Origin of the sequence: Micromonospora sp. NBC_00898 (assembly GCF_045207895.1) — a bacterium.
Classification (GTDB): domain Bacteria; phylum Actinomycetota; class Actinomycetes; order Mycobacteriales; family Micromonosporaceae; genus Micromonospora.
In genome coordinates this window covers 5,831,224-5,845,953 of the sequence record NZ_CP108775.1, presented here as the reverse complement: position 1 = coordinate 5,845,953, position 14,730 = coordinate 5,831,224, and the positions used below count along the sequence as shown (strand labels likewise).

At 75.2% G+C, this 14,730-nt stretch carries 11 protein-coding genes; 2 read left to right on the top strand and 9 right to left on the bottom strand.

Annotation, left to right across the window (positions count from 1 at the left end; translation table 11 throughout):
* Positions 1-118: 118 nt before the first annotated feature.
* The 8 genes from OG799_RS28385 to OG799_RS28350 form a co-directional block, all read right to left on the bottom strand.
* Positions 119-1,951: an NHL domain-containing thioredoxin family protein gene (locus OG799_RS28385; protein ID WP_406039272.1), complete on the bottom strand. Its 1,833-nt coding sequence runs from the start codon at positions 1,949-1,951 to the stop codon at positions 119-121.
* Positions 1,952-2,069: 118 nt separating this feature from the next.
* Positions 2,070-4,817, bottom strand: a complete 2,748-nt coding sequence (locus tag OG799_RS28380) for a hypothetical protein (RefSeq protein ID WP_406039270.1) — start codon at positions 4,815-4,817, stop codon at positions 2,070-2,072.
* Between the two features lie 349 nt (positions 4,818-5,166).
* Positions 5,167-5,304, bottom strand: coding sequence for a hypothetical protein (locus tag OG799_RS28375; RefSeq protein ID WP_199737156.1), 138 nt, complete (start codon positions 5,302-5,304; stop codon positions 5,167-5,169).
* A gap of 222 nt (positions 5,305-5,526) precedes the next feature.
* Entirely contained in the window at positions 5,527-6,993 is a 1,467-nt protein-coding gene (locus OG799_RS28370; RefSeq protein WP_406046434.1) for a dihydrolipoamide acetyltransferase family protein, read from the bottom strand.
* Positions 6,994-6,998: 5 nt separating this feature from the next.
* Positions 6,999-7,988 carry an alpha-ketoacid dehydrogenase subunit beta gene (locus OG799_RS28365; protein ID WP_406039268.1) on the bottom strand — a complete coding sequence of 330 codons (990 nt, stop codon included), beginning with the start codon at positions 7,986-7,988 and terminating at the stop codon, positions 6,999-7,001.
* A complete protein-coding gene (gene pdhA, locus OG799_RS28360) occupies positions 7,988-9,166 on the bottom strand; it encodes a pyruvate dehydrogenase (acetyl-transferring) E1 component subunit alpha (RefSeq protein WP_406039266.1) in 1,179 nt (392 codons plus the stop codon). The genes OG799_RS28365 and pdhA overlap by 1 nt, the downstream gene beginning before the upstream one ends.
* A gap of 795 nt (positions 9,167-9,961) precedes the next feature.
* Positions 9,962-10,267 carry a hypothetical protein gene (locus OG799_RS28355; protein ID WP_406039264.1) on the bottom strand — a complete coding sequence of 102 codons (306 nt, stop codon included), beginning with the start codon at positions 10,265-10,267 and terminating at the stop codon, positions 9,962-9,964.
* Positions 10,268-10,634: 367 nt separating this feature from the next.
* Entirely contained in the window at positions 10,635-11,318 is a 684-nt protein-coding gene (locus OG799_RS28350) for an NUDIX domain-containing protein (protein ID WP_406039263.1), read from the bottom strand.
* Positions 11,319-11,393: 75 nt separating this feature from the next.
* Between OG799_RS28350 and OG799_RS28345 the strand changes: the two genes are divergently transcribed.
* Together OG799_RS28345 and OG799_RS28340 are read left to right on the top strand one after the other, a co-directional pair.
* The gene (locus OG799_RS28345; RefSeq protein WP_406039261.1) at positions 11,394-12,488 is read left to right on the top strand and encodes an SPFH domain-containing protein; all 1,095 of its coding nucleotides are present in this window, start codon (positions 11,394-11,396) and stop codon (positions 12,486-12,488) included.
* Positions 12,485-13,396 (top strand): hypothetical protein, encoded by a 912-nt coding sequence (locus OG799_RS28340; RefSeq protein WP_406039259.1) that lies wholly within the window; start codon positions 12,485-12,487, stop codon positions 13,394-13,396. Before OG799_RS28345 ends, OG799_RS28340 begins: the two co-directional genes overlap by 4 nt.
* 32 nt (positions 13,397-13,428) lie before the next feature.
* Here the strand turns inward: OG799_RS28340 and OG799_RS28335 are convergent, their stop codons facing one another.
* The gene (locus tag OG799_RS28335) at positions 13,429-14,652 is read right to left on the bottom strand and encodes a hypothetical protein (RefSeq protein ID WP_406039257.1); all 1,224 of its coding nucleotides are present in this window, start codon (positions 14,650-14,652) and stop codon (positions 13,429-13,431) included.
* Positions 14,653-14,730 lie beyond the last annotated feature (78 nt).

Genomic DNA, 14,730 nt, shown 5'->3' with positions numbered 1-14,730 from the left:
AGCTGATGTCGTGAACGAATCAGCGGCCGGATCGGCCGAAGTTCTGATTCGTCTGCGACATCAGCTCCATAGGAGCCGAGCACGCCAAGGTCGTCCGAGCAGCCGGGCGGGACGGTGCTCAGGCGTCCAGGCCACGCAGGACGAGCGGGAGACGGGTGGCGGCGTCGGCGACCACCCGGACGGGGACGCCCCAGTCCTGCCGGGTGAGGTGGCAGGCGGCGTGCTCGACGTCGGCGTCGCAGGTGGCCGCCTGAGCGGTCACCTGGAGCACCCCGCCGGCCACCTCGCCGTTGACCACCAGTCGGCGGGACAGGTCCGTCGTCGTCCCCGCGCCCTCGATCAGCAGTTCCGGCGGCGAGGCGGAGACCACCAGCCGGGTCGACGGCCCGTACGTCTCGTCCAGCTTCTGGCCCGGCGCGGGCGTGAAGATCACGTCGAGGGTCACCTCGCCGGCCGCCACGTCGGTCGGCTTCCGCTCCGCCCGGTGCCGGGGGCCGTCCACCGTGCTGGCACCCGCCGCGGTGAGCGCGCCCGGGGCCAGCCGGGTCAGCCGGTGCCCGGCCGACTCCACCACCAGCACCTCACCCTCGGCGGTGAGCACCACGTCGCTCGGCTCGGCCAGCCCGTCCGCCACCGTGGCGACCTGGTCCGTCTCCGGGTCGAACCGGCGGATCGCCCCGTTGTACGTGTCGGCGATCAGCACCGAGCCGTCGGGCAGCGCGCACACCCCCAGCGGGTGCTGGAGCAGCGCCTGGTCGGCCGGGCCGTCGACGTGGCCGAAGTCGAAGAGGCCCTGCCCCACCGAGGTGCCCATGACACCGTTCTCGACGTACCGGACGGCGCTGGTCTCGCTGTCCGCGATCCACAGCCGGGCGCCGTCGGCCGAGACGGAGAGGCCGGAGGGCTGCGCCATCCAGACGTCCGGCAGCGGGCCGTCGCGCAGCGCCTCGACGGTGGTGCCCGCGTACATGCCGGCGGTCCGGCGGGTCGGGTCGAACCACCAGAGCTGGTGAATGCCGGCCATCGCGATGACGACCTTGTCGTCGTACCAGGCCACGTCCCACGGGGAGGAGAGGTCGACCGAGCGGGCGTCGTGCGCGTGGTCGTCGACCGTCGAGCGCCACTGCCGGCCGGTGCCGGCGACCGTGACCACCTCGCCGGTGTCCAGCCGGACCCCGCGCAGCAGGTGGTTGACGGTGTCCGCGACGACCACGTCGTAGCCGGCCACCTCGGCGACGTGCGCCGGGAGCAGGCAGAGCCCTTGCGGCTCCGAGAAGGTCGCGCTCTCCGCCGGGCCGTCCGCGTGCCCTCGGGCGCCCGCCCCGATCCGGCGGACCAGCTTCTCGCCGTCCGGAGCCAGCTCCGCCAGCGAGTGCCGGGCCGAGTCGGACACCAGCAGGTTGCCGCCGTCGAGCACCACCGCCTTACCCGGGAAACGCAGCGTGGTGTCCGGCTCGGCCGGCGGGACGTACGGGCCGTCGCCCCGGTGCAGGGTGCCCTTCGCCTCGTGGACGCCGATCAGCTCGTCGACCAGCCGGTCCAGCCCCTCGGCGTGTCCCTCGCCGGCCATCGTGGCCACCACGTAGCCCTCGGGGTCGACCACCGACAGCGTCGGCCAGGCCTTCGCCGCGTACTGCTGCCACATGTCCAGTTCGGGGTCGTCGAGCACCGGGTGGTGCACCCCGTACCGCTCGACGGCGGCGGCCAGCGCGTCCGGGTCCTTCTCGTGCTCGAACTTGGGCGAGTGCACGCCGATGACGACCAGCACGTCGCCGTACTTCTCCTCGAGCGGGCGCAGCTCGTCGAGCACGTGCAGGCAGTTGATGCAGCAGAAGGTCCAGAAGTCCAACAGGACGATCCTGCCGCGCAGGTCGGCCAGCTTGAGGTCCCTGCCGCCGGTGTTCAGCCAGCCCCGGCCCCGCAGCTCGGGTGCCCGTACTCGTGCGCTCATGCCTTCAGTCTGCCGGACCGGCCGGTCCGGACCGGCCGGCACCCGGAGCGGGCTCGATCACATCCCCGGATGCGGCGGCGGGGCCACGGATCACCGTGGCCCCGCCGCCGACGAGGAGTTACTTGCCGGCCGGCTTCAGGCAGAGCACCCGGTTGGTCCCCTCGCCCGGCAGCACGACGTGCGGCTGCGTCGGGTCGGCGCACTTGTCCTGCGCGTCGACCTTCGAGACGACCGTGAAGGCGCCCTGCTCGCCGCAGTTGGCGGCCACCGCACCCCCGCCGGACTGCTTGACGCAGGAGCCCACCGCCGGGTCGAAGCCCGCCGGCTTGGTGTTGTCGTCGCCGCCGAACTTGCCGAGCAGCGTGAGCAGGCCGAGCGGAACGGCCAGGATCAGTACCGCCACGATCAGCACGACGGCCAGCACCCGGCCGTTGCGTACCTTCGGTGTCGGCGCCTCGGTCTTCGGCTCGGCGTCGGGCTTGAACGAGTCGAAGCGGCTCTGCTCCGACCCGCCGCCCGGGCCCGGCTGCCAGGCCGGCGGCGCCTGCTGGGGCGGCGGCGGGAACGCCGGCGGGAACCCGCCCGGCCCCTGCTCGTGAATCACCCCCGGTCCCTGGCCCGGCACCGCGACGGAGGCGCGACCGCCGGCCGGCCCGCCCGGACCCCCGAACGGGTCACCGTGGCCGCCCGGGCCGGGCTGGCCCCCGAAGGGATCATGGTGTCCGCCCGGGCCGCCGTACGGGTCGCCCTGGCCGGGACCGCCGAACGGGTCGCCGGGACCGCCGTGGCCGCTCGGGCCGCCGAACGGGTCGCCGGGACGTTCGCCGCTGTGCGGGTGCACGCCGTTGGCCGGCCGGTTGTTCGCCGCCGGGTCCACGAAGGACGGCACGCCGGGCGGGAACGGCGGCGGGCCCGCGGGCGACGACGGCGGTGCCGAGGGCATCTCGGCGAAGCCGTGCGGCTCCGCCGGCCGGCCCTGGTCGTCGTAGCGGGACTGGCTGCCCTGGTCGTCGTAGCGCGACTGCGGGGCCGGGTCGTCGAAGGGCTGGCCCTGGTCCGGGTAGCCGTTGAGGTCGTCCTGCGCGGCGGCCTCGTCCGGCTCCGGTCGGCTCGGGCGGCCGTACACCCGGGGCTGCGGGGCCGGCGAGCCGGCGGGCCGCAGGGCCTGGTCGGTCGGGGGCGTCACCCGGCTGGCCATCGGCACCGACGCGCTGGCAGAGACACCGCCGGCCTCCGGAGAGGTACGCGGCGCGGGCACCACCGGCCCGGCCGGTGACTGCGGCTCCTGGTGCGAGGCCTCGGCCGGACCCCAGCCGGACACGGCGCCCGACTGCTCCGACTCGTACCCCTGCGGGTCCCGGCCAGCCGGCTCGCCGGGCGCCTCCGCGGCGGGGGAGAACTGCGCCGGCGGCAGGTAGTCGGCCGGGGGCGACGCGGCCAGGCTGGCGCCCGGCACCCGCTGCTCCTGCGGCGGCAGCGGCACGGCGTTGGCTGGTGAGATGCCGGGTCCCGGCGCCGGCTGGTAGACCGACGACTCCTCGGCCCGGCCGGGCTCCCAGCCGTTCGACTGGGGCGCGGCGGGTTCCGCCTCGGTGGCCCGGCCCCACACCTCGCTGGCCGGCCACGGCTCGGCGTCCGGCCCGGCCGGGCGGTCCCCGCGGGTCCACTGTGGTGCGTCGTCCTGGTTGGCGCCCCAGGCCGGCGGGCCGTCCGGGGACGGCACCGAGGCGGTGGCCCGGGCCGGCGACGGCTCCTGCGGCGTCCAGCCGCCGGACTCCGGCCGGTCGTCCTGCGCCGGTGCGGCCGTGCCCCAGGCGCCGGCCCGCGCCGATTCCTCCGGCGCGGTCCGGTCCTGCTGCTGCGGTACGGCGGCGGCGCCACTCCAGCCGGTGGCCGGACGCTGGTCGTCCGGCGCGCCCCAGCCGGGCTGCTGCGCAGGCTCGCCGTGGGTGGCCGCCCGGCCGGCGGCCCAGCCTCCGGAGCGGTCCGGGTCGTCGTCGCGCGGGCCGGCGGGAGCGGACTCCCAGCCGCCGGCGTCCTGCTGCGGGGCACTCCAGCCGCGGGCCTGCTCCCCGTCGTCCTGCCGGGCCGGCACGCCCGCCGCCCAGCCGCCTGAGCGGGCGGGATCGTCCTGCTGGTCCGGGTTGCCGGCCGGCCAGCCGCCGGACCGGTTCGGGTCGTTCGGCGTGGACCACGCCTCGTTCGGCTGCCCGGTCGGGGCGGGTACCTGCGCGGCGGCGCGGGCGGTGGGCGCGGCGGAGGCCCACGCGGGGGCGGCCTGCTCGCCCTGCTGACCCCAGGCCGGCTGGCCGTCCTGCTGCGGCGTGGCCCAACCACCCGAGCGGGCCGGGTCCTCCTGCGGCTGCCCGGCGGGCACCTGCGCCGCGCCCCGGGCGCCCTGCTCGGCGGCCTGCGCCCAGGCGGGCTGCTGCCCCTGCGCGGCGGCCCAGCCGGGGTCGGCCTGCTCGGGCGCGTTCGCCCACGCGGGCGGGGCCTGCTCCGCCGGGGGGTTGGCGGCGGCCCAGGCGGGGCCGGCCTGCTCCGGGGCGGCCCAGGCGGGCTGGGGCGAGCCACCCCAGGCGCCCGGTTCGGTCTGCTGCGGCACCTGAGCGGCACCCCAGGCGGGATTCGGGGGCTGGCCGCCCGGCTGCGCCCAGGCGGGGGCGGGCGACTGGTCGTCCTGCCCGGCCCAGGCGGGCTGGCTCGGCCGACCGGCCGGCGGGGGCGGCGCCCAGCCGAGGTCGGGGGCGTTGGGGTACCCGTTGTCCTGCTGCGCCGGGTGGTCGCCGTACGGCGCCGGTCCGCCGGCGCCCGGCGACACCTCGCCCGGCTCCTGGCCGGGGCGGTGCGGGGCCTCGGACGTCATGGGTGCGCCTCCTCCATCACATGTCGGCCGCCGATGCCGATCGGGGTCCGTCGGCATGGTTGCCGGCGTCGCCGGCGGGTACCGGCCGTGCGGGCTCCCCGCACCGTATCCGGTGGCCGCCCGGAGGTGCCCGGGGAGCACCGGCCGTCACTCACCGTTGCCCTACGGTGTCGATCGGCTTCTCTCGGCGCGATCTGCTCCGGGGCGGATGGGTGGCGACCGAGCCCCACCGTACCGGGCGGTGGGGCGAGGTGGAATCCCGGTGTCAATCACCCCCAAACGCCGAGGACCCGCCCGGCTGCGCCGGGCGGGTCCTCGAACTGGAGGAGGTGAGGAAAGTCGTGGAGCGTCAGCTCATGTGACGCTGGGCGATGGCGAGAAGCTCCTCGCGGACCGCGGGCGAGTTGGCGGAACGCAGCGCGTGCTCGATGGCGCGGGCACGGCGGTTGGCGTCGCGGCGGCTGCGGATTCGCTCGATCATGCTCATCTGGGTCTCTCCTCCTGGCTATTCGGTTGTCAGCCCTTGATGTCTCTATTGAAGCGCACAACGCCGCCAACTTCCATCGATTATTAGGTGAGCTGAACCACGGACCTACGGATCGTAGGTCAGGGGGTGGTCGTAGCCTACGATTTCTTCCCTCAACGGCAACGGCCGGTGTGCCGGGCGTTAACCCGTGGCACACCGGCCGTGGCCTGGTGTCGCGACCCGTCAGGTCCAGGCGAGCAGCGCCGCCTCCGGGTCGGCCAGGAAGTCCCCGATGTCGCGGAGGAACTTCGAGCCGAGCTCACCGTCGATGATCCGGTGGTCGAACGACAGGCCGAGGGTGGTGACCAGGCGCGGCTTGACCTTGCCCTTGTGCACCCACGGCATCTCGCGCACCGCGCCGAAGGCCAGGATCGCCGACTCGCCCGGGGGCAGGATCGGCGTACCGGTGTCGACGCCGAAGACCCCGACGTTGGTGATCGTCAGCGTCCCGCCGGACATGTCCGCCGGGGAGGTCTTTCCCGTCTTGGCCGTCTGCACCAGCGCGGTCATGGCGTCCGCCAGCTCGCGCAGCGAGAGCCGGCCGGCGTCCTTGATGTTCGGCACGATCAGGCCGCGCTCGGTGGCCGCCGCGATGCCCAGGTTGACGTAGTCCTTGACCACGATCTCGTCGCCGGCCCAGGTCGAGTTGACCATCGGGTGACGCTTGACCGCCAGCAGCACCGCCTTCGCCACCAGCAGCAGCGGCGAAACCCGGACGTCGCGCCACTCCCGCCGCTCGCGCAGCCGGTCCAGGGCCTTCATCGCCCGGGTCACGTCGACGGTCAGGAACTCCGTCACGTGCGGGGCGGTGAACGCCGAGCGGGCCATGTTCTCGGCGGTGAGCTTGCGTACCCCCTTGACCGGGATGCGCTGCTCGCGGTCCGCGCCGAAGCTCGCGACGGCCGTGGCCGGCGCCGCGACCGTCAGCGGCTCGGCCGCCGCCGGGGTCCCGCTCGCCGCCCGCTGTACGTCCTCCCGGGTGATCGAGCCCAGCGGGCCCGAACCGGTCAGCGCGGCGAGGTCGACGCCGAGGTCCTTGGCGAGCTTGCGCACCGGCGGCTTGGCCAGGACGAGGCCACCGACCCGCCCGCTGCCGTTGACCGCCGGAGCGGGCGGCACCGGCGCGGCGACCGGGGCCGGCGCGGCCTGGACCGGCGCGGCCGGGGCGGCCGACACCTGGGCCGGCGCGCCGCCCTTGCGGGGACGCCGCTTGGCCGCCGTGGTGCGCGGGCCGTAGCCGACCAGCACGGCCGTCCGCCCACCCGGGGCGGGACCGCCGATCAGGCCCGGCTCGACCGCGCCCTCGGCCGGGGCCACCTCGACCGCCGCGAGGGAGGCCGCGGACGGGGTGGGCAGCGCGTCAGCCGGCGCGCCGGTCGTCGACTCCTCGATCGGACCGGCGCCCGGGTCGGTGTCGATCGCGATGATCGGCGTGCCGACCTCGACCGTCGTGCCCTCCGGGTGGAAGATCGACCGCACCTGGCCGGCCCACTTCGCCGGGATCTCGACGGCCGCCTTCGCCGTCTCCACCTCAACGATCGGCTGGTTCAGCTCGATCGTGTCGCCCACCTTGACCAGCCAGGCGAGGATCTCGCCCTCGGTCAGGCCCTCGCCCAGGTCGGGGAGGTTGAACTCCTTGATCCGTGACATGCCGCTCACCAGCCGAAGGTGCGGTCGACGGCGTCGAGCACCCGGTCGAGGTCGGGCAGGTACTCCTCCTCCACCCGGCTGGCCGGGTAGGGGGTGTCGAAGCCGGTGACGCGCAGTACCGGGGACTCCAGGGAGTAGAAGCACTCCTCGGTGATCCGGGCGGCGATCTCCGAGCCCAGGCCCAGGTTGCCCGGGGCCTCGTGGACGACCACGCAGCGGCCGGTGCGCTTCACCGACTCGTACGCGGCGGTCAGGTCCAGCGGGGAGAGCGAGCGCAGGTCGATGACCTCCAGCTGCCGGCCGTCCTCGGCCGCCGCGGTCGCCGCGTCCAGGCAGGTCCGCACCATCGGGCCGTACGCGAGCACGGTGACGTCGGTGCCGGCGCGGGCCACCCGGGCGGAGTGCAGCGGGTATGCCGCGTCCAGCGGGGCGTCCAGCTCGACCGGGCCCTTCTCCCAGTAGCGCCGCTTCGGCTCCAGGAAGACGATCGGGTCGTCCGAGGCGATCGCCTGCTGGATCATCGTGTACGCGTCCTGCGGGTTCGCGCAGGTGACGACCTTCAGGCCGGCGGTGTGCGCGAAGTACGCCTCGGGCGACTCGGAGTGGTGCTCGACCGCGCCGATGCCGCCGCCGTAGGGGATCCGGATGACCATCGGGATCCGGACCTTGCCCTGCGAGCGGTAGTGCATCTTCGCCACCTGCGACACGATCTGGTCGTACGCGGGGTAGACGAAGCCGTCGAACTGGATCTCGCAGACCGGCCGGAAGCCGCGGATGGCGAGGCCGACCGCGGTGCCGATGATGCCGGACTCGGCCAGCGGGGTGTCGATCACCCGCTGGTCGCCGAAGTCCTTCTGCAGGCCGTCGGTGATCCGGAAGACGCCGCCGAGCTTGCCGACGTCCTCGCCCATGATGACGACCTTCGGGTCGTTCTCCAGGGCCCTGCGCAGACCGGTGTTGAGGGCCTTGCCGAGGGTGAGCGTCTCCGTGGCCATCAGTGGGCGCTCCCCTCGAACGACTCCATGTACTTGCTGAACTGCGCCCGCTGCTCGTCGAGCTCGGGGGACCCGTTGGGGTAGACGTGGTCGAACATCGTCACCGGCTCCGGGTTGGGCATGGCGAGCACCCGCTCGCGCAGGTGGACCGACTCGGTGCGGGCCTGCTCGTCCACCTCGGCGAAGAACGACTCGTCGGCGATCTGCTGCTTGGTCAGGAACGCCTTCATCCGGGCGATCGGGTCCTTGGCCTGCCAGGCCTCGACCTCGCTGGCGATCCGGTACCGGGTCGGGTCGTCGGAGGTGGTGTGCGCCCCCATCCGGTAGGTGTATGCCTCGATCAGGCTGGGGCCCTGGCCGAGCCGGGCGTTGTCCAGCGCGTGCCGGGTCACCGCGTACGACGCGAGCACGTCGTTGCCGTCCACCCGCACGCCGGGGAAGCCGAAACCGCCGGCCCGCTGGTACAGCGGGACGCGGGTCTGCCGCTCCAGCGGCTCGGAGATGGCGTACTGGTTGTTCTGGCAGAAGAACACCAGCGGGGCGTTGAAGACGCTGGCCCAGACGAATGCCTCGTTCACGTCGCCCTGGCTGGTGGCGCCGTCGCCGAAGTAGGCGATCACCGCCTCGCCGTCCTCGGTGCCGGTCTTGCCGTCCATGTGGACGCCCATGGCGTACCCGGTCGCGTGCAGGGTCTGCGCCCCGATGACGATCGTGTACATGTTGAACTTGAACTCGTTGGGGTCCCAGCCGCCCTGGTCGACGCCGCGGAACAGGCCGAGCGGCATGATCGGGTCGATGCCCCGGCAGTAGAGGACGCCGTGCTCCCGGTAGGTCGGGAAGGCCATGTCCTGGCTGCGCAGCGCGCGACCGGAGCCGACCTGCGCCGCCTCCTGGCCGAGCAGGCTGGCCCAGAGGCCCAGCTCGCCCTGGCGCTGCAACGCGGTGGCCTCGGCGTCGAGCTTGCGGACCAGCACGAGGTCGCGGTAGAGCCCGCGGTACTCCTCGTCGGTGAAGTCGGCACGGTACTCGGTCCCGTCCGGGCCGATCGCGCTCTCGATCCGCTCGCCCTCGGGCGTCAGCAGCTGTACGAGTTCCGGTTCGCCCGCCGTGGCGGTTCGCTTGGAACGGGGTGCGGCCCGCCGGCCGCGGGTGGTGACCCCGGGGTCGCCCTTTGCCATCCGTCTCTCCCTGTCGTGTCTGCGTCGGCGCCGGGGGGTGACCCGTGCCGCGCAACTCGTGCGCCGCCCGGCTGGTGCCGGGCTGGTCCCTGGCGGCCGCGCCTAGCCCCGGTGAGGGTTGCCGCGCGGCGTTGAGCCGGATTCTTGGGGCGAACCCGGTTCGGGAGCGCCGGCGCCGTGCCGCACCAGCCGCGGGGTGCGCGGAGGTGGCGGCTGCGTTGCCGTCGTGCCTGAATGATGTCAGAGGAGGTGAGCGGGCCCACAGTATGGCCCTCCACCCCGGCGGTGTTCCGTCTGCTACGCGACGAATAGACCGTTTGCCGGGTGAGTACTTCGCAGCGACGGACAAATTGTGTGTCGACACGCGGTGGCGGCTGGTGAACTGAGCGTGACTGGTTCAAGCTGAGTGGTGTCCGGTGAGCGTTAAGCGGCGTTTGTCCGTTTATTTTGGCTGGCCGCGCCACGGGCGATCGCGCAGCTGTCGATGACGAGGAGTGTGCCGGTGTCCGAGCCAGCCGAGGGTCCCGGAACTCCGCTCCTCGGCCGCCACGGCGCGGCCCCCGGCGCCGCGTACCGACGGGTGGTCGGCGCGCACCGGGCGTCCGGACTGGGCGGCCCCAGCCGGGGGTACCTGTTCACGGTCGCCCTGCTCGCCGGCACCGCGTCCATGCCGATCCTCGCCGCCATCAGCGCTGGGTCGGCCACCGTCGGCAGCACCGCCCTCCCGGACAACAGCACCCCGTTCATCCCGACGCCGTCGGTCGGCCCGGTGGTGGTGCCGCTGCCCTCGGCCAGTCAGCCGGCGGTGGCGCCCGCCGCCCGTCCCGCCCCGGTGGTTACCCGCCCCGGCCCGGCGGAGGGTGCCCCGGCTGCCGCCCCGGCCCCGCCGAGGACCTCCGACTCGGCCTGGGCGCGTCGGCCCCGGCCGCCGGCCCCGCCGGCGCCTCCTAACCGGGCGGTCCGCCCCACCCCCGCCGCCAGCGGTGGAGAGTCACCGTCGCCGAGCGTCTCACCGAGTCCGTCACCCAGTCCGATGCCGACGCCCTCGTCGAGCCCGGACCCGAGGCCCCTGCCGGTGCCGCTGCCCACGATCATCCTCACGCTGCCGCCGTCGCACCCGGGCGGAGGCGGTCCCCCGGGCCGCGACGACAGCGGCTCGCCGTCGGGACCGCCGGCCTCGCCCCCCGATCCGCCCGCGTCACCCCGATCGCCGTCCGGCCCGCCCGCGTCGCCGCCCCCGCCGTCGTCCGGCCCGGCGGATTCCGGCGCTCCTCCGCTCACCCGGCCTGCCGGGCCCCGGCCCGCCCGCGTCCCGGCTCTGCCGGCGCCGCCGGCCGCCCGACCGCTGGTCGACGCGCTCGTCCCGGTCCCGTCGCCACGGTGCTCGCCGGTCCCGTCGGGTGCCGGAACCGCGCCGGCCGTGGCGCCGGCCGGTCGGGACTGACGCCCGCGACACCGGAAGGTGCCCTCACTGGGGACGGAGCATCGGTGGGTGCAGCAGGGTGGCCGGGCCGCGCCGGAAGAGCTGCGCGGGCCGGCCGCGCTCGCCCTCGGTGGCGCGGCCGGCCGGCTCGACGAAGCCGGGCGTCCCGGTGACCTTGCGGTGGAAATTGCGCGGGTCCAGCCGGGCGCCCCAGACCGTCTCGTAGACCGCCCGCAGCTGTGCCACGGTGAACTCGGGCGGGCAGAAGGCGCTGGCCAGCGGGGTGTATTCGAGCTTGGCCCGGGCCCGTTCCAGCCCGTCGGCGAGGATCCGGTCGTGGTCGAAGGCGAGCTGCCCGGGGCTGAGCCGGGAGACCGGCAGCCACTCGGCGGAGGCGGCGTCGCTACCGGCCACCGGCGTCGGCAGGTCCGGCAGCAGGGCGAGCCAGGCCACCGTGACGACCCGGCCGCGCGGGTCCCGGTCCGGCCGGCCGTACGTGCCGAGCTGTTCCAGGTGACCGGCCGGCTCGGGTAGCCCGGTCTCCTCGGTCAGCTCCCGGGCGGCCGCGTCGGGCAGGTCCTCGTCGATGCCGACGAAGCCGCCGGGCAGCGCCCAGCACCCCTCGTACGGCGGAATGCCGCGCCGGACCAGCAGCACGCTCAGCTCGTCCGCGCGGACGGTGAGCACGACCAGGTCGACCGTCACGGCGAAGGGCGGGTACTCGGCCATCTCTTTATCACCACCTTGACGATAACCTAGCAGAACAGTTATCGTCGGTTGGACGAAAAAGGGGAGGAACCCATCATGGCCGATGTGACGAGGCGACTGTTCCTGCGCCACCTGCGCGGGACGCCGACCAGCTGGGTGCGGCTGCACGTGGGCGGCAAGGTCCGCCGCGAGGGCACCGGCCAGTCCTTCTGGTACCGGCCGCTCAACGCCGTCCTCAGCGAGGTCCCGATCGATGACCGGGAGCTGCCGCTGCTCTTCCACGCCCGGACCGGCGACTTCGCCGACATCACCGTCCAGGCCACCGTCACCTACCGGGTCGCCGACCCGGCCCGGGCCGCCGGCCGCCTCGATTTCTCCGTCGACCCGCGCACCGGCAAGGCCCGGTCCCGACCGCTCGACCAGGTGGCCACCCTGCTCGCCGAGCTGGCCCAGCAGCCCGCCCTCGACCTGCTCGCCCGGGTGCCCCTGGCGGAGGCGCTGACCACCGTCGCACCGGTCCGCGAGGCGGTCTCCGGCGCGCTCGACGACGACCCCCGCCTCACCGACCTCGGCGTCGCCGTGGTCAGCGCCCGGGTGGTGGCGATCCGGCCCGAACCCGAACTGGAACGCGCCCTCCAGACCCCCACCCGGGAGGCGGTCCAGGTCCAGGCGGACCGGGCCACCTACGCCCGTCGCGCCCAGGCCGTCGAGCAGGAGCGGTCCATCGCCGAGAACGAGCTCCAGAACAAGATCGAGCTGGCCCGCCGGGAGCAGCAGCTCGTCGAGCAGCATGGCGCGAACACCCGCCGCCGGGCCGAACTCGACGCCGCCGCCGAGCTGGCCGCCGCGCAGGGCAAGGCGGAACGCGAGAAGGTCGCGAACGCGGCCGCCGCCGAGCGGGCCCGCGTCCTCGCCGCCGCCGAGGCGGAAAAGGAGCGCGTCCTCGCCGGGGGCGCGGCCGAGAAGGAGCGGCTGCTCGCCGCGGCCCGCGCCGACGGCGTACGCGCGGTCGGCCACGCCGAGGCCGAGGCGGAGGCGGCGAAGCTGGCCGCGTACGCCGAACTCCCGCCGGAGGTGCTGCGGGCCCTGACGGTCCGCGAGATCGCCGGCCAGCTCCCGCAGATCGGCCAGCTCACCGTCACCCCCGACGTGGTGACCGACCTGCTGGCCCGGCTCGGCGCCGGCCGGTGAGCGCGACCCTGGCCCCGCGGGTGGTCGTGGTGAGCCGCCGCAGCGAGCTGGACGAGCTGCTGGCCCGGCACGGCACCCGCGCGGCGGCGGCCTGGTACCTACGGGAGCGGGGCCGGGACCTGGCCGAGGTCGTCGACCGGCACGACGCCCTGCAGGAGGCGCTGACCACGGTCGGCGCCGCCGTGCCGGCGGACTGGCGGCGCGGCGCGGTGGACCGCGACGACCTGCCCCGGTTCCTCTTCGGGCCGGAGGACGTCGTGGTCGCGGTCGGCCCGGACGGACTGGTCGCCAACGTCGCGAAGTACCTGGACCGGCAGCCGGTGATCGGCGTCGACCCGGAGCCCGGCCGCAACGCCGGCGTGCTGGTCCGGTTCACCGCCGGGCAGCTCGCCGGCCTGCTGCCGGCGGTCGCCGCCGGCGCGGCGACCACCCGGGGCCGCGCCATGGTCCGGGCCGCGCTCGACGACGGGCAGGAGCTGGTCGGTCTCAACGAGGTGTACGTCGGCCACGCCTCCCACCAGTCCGCCCGCTACCTGCTCACCGTCGGCGACGGCGGGCGGGCCCGGCGGGAACGGCACTCCTCCTCCGGGGTGGTGATCGGCAGCGGTACGGGGGCGACCGGCTGGTGCGCGTCCATCGCGCGCGACCGTCCGGGTGCGCCGCGGCCGCCCGCCCCGGAGGAGGAGGCGCTCTGCTGGTACGTCCGCGAGGCGTGGCCGTCCCCGGTCACCGGGGTGAGCCTCACCGCCGGCCGGATCGTCGGCGCCGACCGGCTGGAACTGGTCGCCGAGTCCGACGGCCTGGTCGCCTTCGCCGACGGCCTGGAGGCCGACCGGCTGGCGCTGAGCTGGGGGCAGCGCCTCACCGTCGACGTCGCCCCCCGCCGCCTCGCCCTCGTCGAGCCCTGACCCCCTGGCCGCCGCCCGGCGGGCACTGACGCTCAGGCGGGGTCGTCGGTGAGGCGGTGGCGGTTGGCCTCGATCCAGGCGTCGAGGGCGGCCGGGTCGTCGGGGTCGACGCCGTCGGCCATCAACTGGGCGACGGCGGCGGTGGCGGGGCTGCGCCGCTCGCCGGTGCTGTAGAGCCGGGCGAACTCGGGAACCATCTCCTCGATCGCCTCGTCCGTGCGGCGGGCCGCCGCCTCCGCGAGCCCCCGCTGCCGGGCCGCGTACGCCGCCCAGCCGCGGAGCACCCGGGGCAGCATGGCGGCGTCGTCCATGTCCAGCACGGCCCGCCGGTGCACCCAGTCGAGCAGGAACAACTCGGCCACCGTCGGGCTCCACCGCATCGGGTCGGCGTCCGGGAAGCTCTGCGCGTGGTCGAGCAGCAGGCCCAGGCAGAAGTGCAGCGAGGCCAGCTCGGCGTCGGCCACCGTGCCCAGGCCGAACCGGGCGGCCTCCGGCGAGCCGAGGAAGCCCCGGACCAGTCGGCTCCGCTCCTGGTCGGTGAGCGACGGAACGGCCGGCTCGGCACCCGCCCGGGCCGGTGCGGGCAGCACGGCCAGCCGCGCCCCGACCAGAGCCCGGTCGGTGGCGAGCGAGCCCGCCGCCGGCAGCTCACCCAGGTCGTCGGTGACCGCCAGGTGCCGGGTCACCTCGCCGCGCATCCGGGCCGGCTCCTCGGTGCGGAACCAGGTCAGCTCGTCCTCGGTGCACATCTGCCGGACCTGTTCCAGGATCCGCTCGGCCGGTCCGCCGACGAAGACGTCCTTGGTGATGCCGATGTTGTGGTCGACCAGGGCCACCAGGGCGTGCTCCGGGCCGCCCTCGGCGTCGTCGTAGGCGAAGGTGGCGAGGTACGAGGTCTGGTCGCCGTACACGTCGCCGTAGGACCAGACGCCGGTGAGGTGGACCCGCCCGAGCTGACCGGCCCACGCGGGCGTCAGCGCGCCGGGGCGGACCCGGCCGGCGCCGTCGGCGTCCGGCACCAGGGCGGCGAAGATCGCGCGAATGGTGGTGGCGGCGGCGCTGCGGCGGCGGGAGGTGGCGGCGAGGAAGCCGGTCACGAACTCCCGGACGGCGGTCTCCCGGTCGGTCTCCGCGACGGCGTACACGCTGCCGAGCAGCGCGGCGCCGAGCATCTCCGCGTCGAGGGCGCAGTCGAGCCTCGTCACGTCGCGGGCGGCGTGCAGCACCGCCTCGTATGGGGTCTGTGGCGTGGCCATGCACCGACCCTACGCCGCCGACCCGGCCGGAACACCCGCCAGCACGCCGCGCCTCGCCGCGACCGGCCGACCCGGGCC

Bases quoted from the DNA above. Each gene is read 5' to 3' on its own strand.
- OG799_RS28350 (WP_406039263.1), bottom strand. From the start codon at position 11,318: ATGGCCGAGTACCCGCCCTTCGCCGTGACGGTCGACCTGGTCGTGCTC.
- OG799_RS28385 (WP_406039272.1), bottom strand. From the start codon at position 1,951: ATGAGCGCACGAGTACGGGCACCCGAGCTGCGGGGCCGGGGCTGGCTG.
- OG799_RS28375 (WP_199737156.1), bottom strand. From the start codon at position 5,304: ATGAGCATGATCGAGCGAATCCGCAGCCGCCGCGACGCCAACCGCCGT.
- OG799_RS28335 (WP_406039257.1), bottom strand. From the start codon at position 14,652: ATGGCCACGCCACAGACCCCATACGAGGCGGTGCTGCACGCCGCCCGC.
- OG799_RS28345 (WP_406039261.1), top strand. From the start codon at position 11,394: ATGGCCGATGTGACGAGGCGACTGTTCCTGCGCCACCTGCGCGGGACG.
- pdhA (WP_406039266.1), bottom strand. From the start codon at position 9,166: ATGGCAAAGGGCGACCCCGGGGTCACCACCCGCGGCCGGCGGGCCGCA.
- OG799_RS28380 (WP_406039270.1), bottom strand. From the start codon at position 4,817: ATGACGTCCGAGGCCCCGCACCGCCCCGGCCAGGAGCCGGGCGAGGTG.
- OG799_RS28370 (WP_406046434.1), bottom strand. From the start codon at position 6,993: ATGTCACGGATCAAGGAGTTCAACCTCCCCGACCTGGGCGAGGGCCTG.
- OG799_RS28365 (WP_406039268.1), bottom strand. From the start codon at position 7,988: ATGGCCACGGAGACGCTCACCCTCGGCAAGGCCCTCAACACCGGTCTG.